Raw genomic sequence first — 5101 nt, 5'->3', positions numbered from 1 at the left:
CTGGGTGATACCAGTATCAAAATCGGCAAGCGCTACGGCATTCCGGCGCCCGCGATCGCGGATTGTCAGCCGCTGCAATTCTGGCGTTTTGACCCTGCCAACCACCGCGAGCCGGAGCAATTCCAGCTGAAATACCAAAAAAATTAACCGAACCCTAACCGAACTCCGACCTTTAGATTAACCCGCGTTTCAGCGGGTTTTTTCATTTCGGCCCCCCGCGCAATTTCAAGGCTCCTGAACAGTGAACGGAAGCCACAAGGGGGCTTAATCCATGAATCCGATCAACACGGCAACCAGCGCCGCGAAGGACAACTTCGATATGAAGATTGCCTTCTCGGCCTTCGCCGGAGTGGCCGCGCTCGGCGCTGTCGCCTATCTGCTGAACAAAACCGGCGTGAAGCCGCTGCAAACCGCAGCCAACGTCGCCAAGAAGGGGAGTGCCAAGTAATGCGTCAGACAGTACGACTTGCACCCGCCGAAGGCGTCGCACCCGGCCAGACCGCAACCATCAAACTGCCGAAGCCGCGCCTGTATCACGCGTTTCTGCTGGCCACCAACATTCCCACCAGCGAGATCAACGAGATTCGCATCATGGCCAACGCTAAGGCGATGCAGTCTTTCTCCGGTGAGGCCCTGGACGTGATGAACGAGTTCGACGGCCTCCAGGCTGGCGACGGCTCCTTTATCCGCATCTGCGCCGACCAGACCGGTCTGAAACAGCGCATGCATGAGGAGCTGACCGCGATCAACGTGGGCAGCACCAACCAGAATACCGGCCAGGTCATCGACTCGCTGTCCCTGGAGATCGATATCAAGGGCACCGCGACCACGCCGGCAATTACCAATGCCTATGCGATCCAGTCTCCGGTTCGCGCTGGTGGCCCTGGTGCCATCCGCTCCATCCGCCGCCTGTATGCGCAGGGCCTGACCGGTCGCTGGGACTTCGACAAGCTGCCCAAGGGCACCCGCTCGCACCAGTGGATCAGCCGCGTTTTCATCAAGGCGGCGAACATTACCGACCTGGAAATCGAGCGTGACGGCCGCACCGTGTGGGAGCGCTCCACCGCGCTCAATGACTTCGTGCTGGCCGACAGCGAGCGCGTACCGCAGGCCGGCTGGGTGGTGGTGGACTTCAGCGAGGATGGCTACGGCGAGAACAAACTCGACGTGCGCACCGCGCAGGATCTGCGCCTGAAGATCACCAGCAGCGGCGCCGAAACCGTGGAGATCGTCGCGGAGTACCTGGGCGAGCTGGAAGTTTAAAGGGGGTGGTCTATGGAATCGCCAACCAATAGTTTCGGGGACTTCCTCAACTGGGCCGGCCAGGTGTATGTCGGCTCGCAGCAGGCCAAGAACCCGGTTCCACAGGTCACTCAGGCCGCGCCGCAGTCCGACAACGCCAACGCCTATGTAGACGCCGGCAACTCGCCGGCCGCCTACTCGGGTTCGGATGCGGGCATGGTCAATACCGGCACCGCTAACCCGAACCTGACCAGCGTCGGCGGCATGGTGATCGACAAGCGTGTCCTCACCGTCACCGGCGTGGCTGTAGCCGCGCTGGCGGTGGCGAAGCTGGCCAGGGGGTAACGCATGCTTCCGGGACTCAATTTGCCTGGACTGGAGGCGATCACCGGCGGCAACGCCGGCCCCTCCAGTGCCGGCGGTGGCAGCAGCGGTAACAGCACCGGTACCGATGTTTTCAACTTCACCACCGGAGGCGGCAAGGGATCGACCACCGGTTACCAGCCGACCACCGGCCACCTGGTGATCGGCGGTGTGGTAGTGCTGGGGGCTATCTGGCTATGGCGAAAATAACCCGCCTGCCGTGGCCGCACCGCCAGGCCCTGGCCGCGCTGGGGTCCACGCTTTCCGATGAGGTCGAGTGCGACCTGTGCACCGGTCACGCGCAGTTGTACATGATCAGCGGTGAGGCGTCCGGGTACTTCGTCACCCGTATTGAAAACCTCGAAATCGGTGGCCGCGAGCTGGTGATCTGCGCCGGTACCGGCGCCGGCCTGGTGGGTGCCCTTGAGGCGATCGGGCGGGGCGCCCTGGGCAAGTTCGATTCCCTGCGCTGCCATTGCAGCGACTGGCGTATCGAGGCGCTGTATCAGCGCGCCGGCCTGGAATTTTCAGAAACAGTTTACAGGTTGAATCTCAATGGGCGGGAAGAGTAAAAGCAGCAGCCACCAGGAATCGAGCCAGGTCGAACAGAATTTTAATTTTGTCGAGGGCGGCGGCGACGGTGACCGCATGAACTTTGCGCTCAGTGAGGGCGCAAGCGTCGGAAATGTCTCCGTGCAGCAGACCGACTACGGCGCGATCGCCGCAGCTCAGGAGCTGAATAAAGGCGCGCTCGACCTGGGCATGACGGCGACAGAGGAAGCCTTTGCCACGGCCAACAATTTCGGCGCGCTCAGTTTCGGCGCGCTGAAGGAAAACAACGATTTTGCCAAATCGGTAGCCACTGACTCTCTGGCGCAGGCCATTGGCGGTATCACAAAGCAGGCGGAATTTAGCCAGAAGCAAACCGCCGACACCATCGAGCGCGCCTTCAATCTGTCCATGCTCAACAGTCGCAGCGAGGGCGAAGCGGTGACCACCGAGGGAATCAAGGCGCTGACCATCGTCGGCGGCCTGGCCGCCTCCGGCTTCATCATTGCCAGCCTGGTAAAGGCGAGGAAAGGGAAAGGGTAATGCGCGATTACAAAGTCATGAGCAATGGACTACCCACCGCCGTTGAGTGCGGCCCGGGGAATTTCGTGCTCAACCGCAGTGCGGACCCGGTATCGCTGATCATCAATGAAGACACCCTGGAGCTACTGCCCAGCGAGCGCATCAAGCGCAGTAGCTTTGATGGCCTCACCGTAACCGCGCCCGGTGCCGTGCACCTGGTGATCGGCGAGGGCTGGCTACAGTGATCGGCAACCGCCAACAGCAGACCCATACCCGAGAGCTGAAAGCGGGCACGCCGCATCATATTGAGCAGAGCTGCGAATTCGTTTTCATCGACCAGGGCCAGGACCTGGATATCCGCGTCGGTAATTCCCGCCTCTCCGGACGTCGCGCTGGCGACTTTGCCCGCTTTGACAAGCCGGTCGATGTGGTGGAGATCATGTCGCCCTATGACCAGGTGGTAAAGCTGGTCCTGGGGTTCGGGGAATTCTCCCGGCTGATCGTATCGGGTGAGCTGAACGTTTCCCAATATATCCAAACACGCGGCAACGGGCAGGCGCTGTCTATGCCTTTCGATCTGACAAAGACGGTAGGGCAGCTGTCTCTTGGAGAGCAGTTCTATGCGGCCGGGAGCCAGATACAGCTGATTAGTAGTGGTGTTCAACCCGGCCAGCGAGCCAGCTTTTACTTCCGTGGGAACTGGTATGCATTCGACGGTGACGGCAACGGGGCCTATTCCCTTTACCAGTTCAACGAGCGCTCCACGGGCATTGATGCTACTCACGCGCTCGATAAAACCGGAGTCACTTTTGGCTTTGGTGGCGTCAAGGGCGCTGCGGCGTCACCATCCGGGGTAGTGGTTTTTCGTCACTACAGAGACCTATATATGTTCCGGGTCGGCGAGTATGCGGTAAATCGAGTCGCGTCGAATGCGTTCACCTATCTGAGCGGCCACGGCGGATACTACCTGGACGGTAAGTACTATTTCCTCGACAGCGAAGTCGATGCGCCCGAACCGAACGGCGCTATTGTGGTGTTTGACCTGGACGGTGGAACGGTAGACCGCATTGCAATTCCTTATTCTCCGCCGTCCGAAAACAACAATATGATATTTCTGCGCGGTAATCTGCTCTATATCGGGAATGGAAGTTTCTACGCGACATACGACCCAACGGCGGTGCAGTTTGAAGAGTATCTGGGGTCGGTGCCAGGGCTACAGGTGGGCGGCGTCTCAGGGTCAGGCATGGCCTTCAATGCGGACGGCACTATCTACTGTAAGGGCTGGGTGTCGGGTCCTGGCTACACCTTGAACTATATCGACGACCTGACCACCTACGGCGAAATTTACTCGCAAGATGGCGCCGATATCGGCACGCGCAAAACTGCATTTCTGATGTCTCCGGTTGATCACTTCCCGGAAAATGGAGGCCATATAGTGACGGGCCCCGTTATAGAGGCTGTCTTGCGCACCCTGGGCGATTACAACACTGACAATTATCAAGACTACCTGACGGCAGTTAGATTCAATGACGGAAGCGTAACGCGCACGGTGGGTAGTGGTACCCAATCCTATTCCTTGCGCGGTATCAACGCGGAGAAACTACCAATATTTCTGGAGTCAGAAATAACGCTAACCATGCTGCCGGAGTTCTTCGACCAGTGAAAGCCATAGGCTACGCAGCCGCCGCGCTGGGTGGCCTGTTAATTTTGGGAATAGGGGGCCGCACCGTGACGCGACCAACGCTGACACACTTCAAACCGTCCGAATTCGGCATCTGGTATCCGCTGATGAATGCCGAACTGCTGCAGAAGCTCGACGCCTTCCGCGCAGCCTGGGGCGGCCGCGTGATCATCTCCCCGGCGGAGGGCGGTATCGGTCGCCACGGCGGGGAAGGGGGCACCAGTCAACACAACGTCGACCGCTGGGGCGAAGTGCGGGCGATCGACGTATTCCCGCAGGTGCAAGACCCTGCCGGAAACTGGCGCTACCTGGACAACGGCGCCCAGCTGGAGCACGCCTACCAGGTGGCGGAACAGGTCGGCTTTACCGGCATCGGCGTCTATACCGATACCAGCCCCGGACACATGGTGCACCTGGACGTGCGCCCGCGAAAACCGGACGGCGGGATCGCCACCTGGTCGCGGGTCAATCACCAGTACCTGGGTCTGCAATCGGGGTTTGCCTGAGATGAAAAAAACCGTGCGCGTAGATGGCCTGATGGTGCTGACCGGTGCCGCGATCGTCGGCGGCTATCTACTCTACCGAAACGCCGCCGCGATCGGCGACAAGGTAAACCCCACCAGCACCAACAATATCGTCTACCAGGGCGTTAACGCTGTGGGCGATATCCTCAACGATGGCGGCGACAACGATAATTTCAGCCTCGGCGCCTGGCTGTGGGAAATCACCCACCCGGAACAAGTG

10 protein-coding genes are annotated in these 5101 nt (G+C 60.0%); all 10 read left to right on the top strand.

From position 1 onward, the window contains the following. Nucleotides 1-271 precede the first annotated feature (271 nt). A complete protein-coding gene (locus tag IG627_RS20385) occupies nt 272-448 on the top strand; it encodes a hypothetical protein (RefSeq protein WP_193195103.1) in 177 nt (58 codons plus the stop codon). Further along, nucleotides 448-1263 carry a major capsid protein P2 gene (locus IG627_RS20380; protein ID WP_193195101.1) on the top strand — a complete coding sequence of 272 codons (816 nt, stop codon included), beginning with the start codon at nt 448-450 and terminating at the stop codon, nt 1261-1263. The genes IG627_RS20385 and IG627_RS20380 overlap by 1 nt, the downstream gene beginning before the upstream one ends. Nucleotides 1264-1275: 12 nt before the next feature. Further along, nucleotides 1276-1587: a hypothetical protein gene (locus tag IG627_RS20375; protein ID WP_193195099.1), complete on the top strand. Its 312-nt coding sequence runs from the start codon at nt 1276-1278 to the stop codon at nt 1585-1587. 3 nt (nt 1588-1590) lie between these two features. After that, nucleotides 1591-1815, top strand: a complete 225-nt coding sequence (locus IG627_RS20370) for a hypothetical protein (RefSeq protein WP_193195097.1) — start codon at nt 1591-1593, stop codon at nt 1813-1815. Then, nucleotides 1803-2177 carry a hypothetical protein gene (locus IG627_RS20365; protein WP_193195096.1) on the top strand — a complete coding sequence of 125 codons (375 nt, stop codon included), beginning with the start codon at nt 1803-1805 and terminating at the stop codon, nt 2175-2177. The genes IG627_RS20370 and IG627_RS20365 overlap by 13 nt, the downstream gene beginning before the upstream one ends. Further along, on the top strand, nt 2161-2697 hold the full coding sequence (locus tag IG627_RS20360) for a hypothetical protein (protein ID WP_193195094.1): 537 nt from the start codon (nt 2161-2163) through the stop codon (nt 2695-2697). Before IG627_RS20365 ends, IG627_RS20360 begins: the two co-directional genes overlap by 17 nt. Further along, the gene (locus IG627_RS20355; RefSeq protein WP_193195092.1) at nt 2697-2921 is read left to right on the top strand and encodes a hypothetical protein; all 225 of its coding nucleotides are present in this window, start codon (nt 2697-2699) and stop codon (nt 2919-2921) included. Before IG627_RS20360 ends, IG627_RS20355 begins: the two co-directional genes overlap by 1 nt. Further along, a complete protein-coding gene (locus IG627_RS20350; protein ID WP_193195090.1) occupies nt 2918-4339 on the top strand; it encodes a hypothetical protein in 1422 nt (473 codons plus the stop codon). The genes IG627_RS20355 and IG627_RS20350 overlap by 4 nt, the downstream gene beginning before the upstream one ends. Before the next feature lie 65 nt (nt 4340-4404). After that, the gene (locus IG627_RS20345; protein WP_193195088.1) at nt 4405-4863 is read left to right on the top strand and encodes a hypothetical protein; all 459 of its coding nucleotides are present in this window, start codon (nt 4405-4407) and stop codon (nt 4861-4863) included. Between the two features lies 1 nt (nt 4864). After that, on the top strand, nt 4865-5101 hold a 237-nt coding region (locus IG627_RS20340), incomplete at its 3' end, for a hypothetical protein (RefSeq protein WP_193195086.1).

The sequence above is a fragment of the Microbulbifer taiwanensis genome (assembly GCF_014904815.1).
Classification (GTDB): Bacteria; Pseudomonadota; Gammaproteobacteria; order Pseudomonadales; family Cellvibrionaceae; genus Microbulbifer; species Microbulbifer taiwanensis.
This window is presented reverse-complemented; position numbering and strand designations above follow the sequence as displayed.

What these genes read in the sequence shown, in the direction of transcription:
- IG627_RS20375 (WP_193195099.1), top strand. Translation starts at nt 1,276, where the DNA reads ATGGAATCGCCAACCAATAGTTTCGGGGACTTCCTCAACTGGGCCGGC.
- IG627_RS20385 (WP_193195103.1), top strand. Translation starts at nt 272, where the DNA reads ATGAATCCGATCAACACGGCAACCAGCGCCGCGAAGGACAACTTCGAT.
- IG627_RS20365 (WP_193195096.1), top strand. Translation starts at nt 1,803, where the DNA reads ATGGCGAAAATAACCCGCCTGCCGTGGCCGCACCGCCAGGCCCTGGCC.
- IG627_RS20360 (WP_193195094.1), top strand. Translation starts at nt 2,161, where the DNA reads ATGGGCGGGAAGAGTAAAAGCAGCAGCCACCAGGAATCGAGCCAGGTC.
- IG627_RS20370 (WP_193195097.1), top strand. Translation starts at nt 1,591, where the DNA reads ATGCTTCCGGGACTCAATTTGCCTGGACTGGAGGCGATCACCGGCGGC.
- IG627_RS20355 (WP_193195092.1), top strand. Translation starts at nt 2,697, where the DNA reads ATGCGCGATTACAAAGTCATGAGCAATGGACTACCCACCGCCGTTGAG.
- IG627_RS20380 (WP_193195101.1), top strand. Translation starts at nt 448, where the DNA reads ATGCGTCAGACAGTACGACTTGCACCCGCCGAAGGCGTCGCACCCGGC.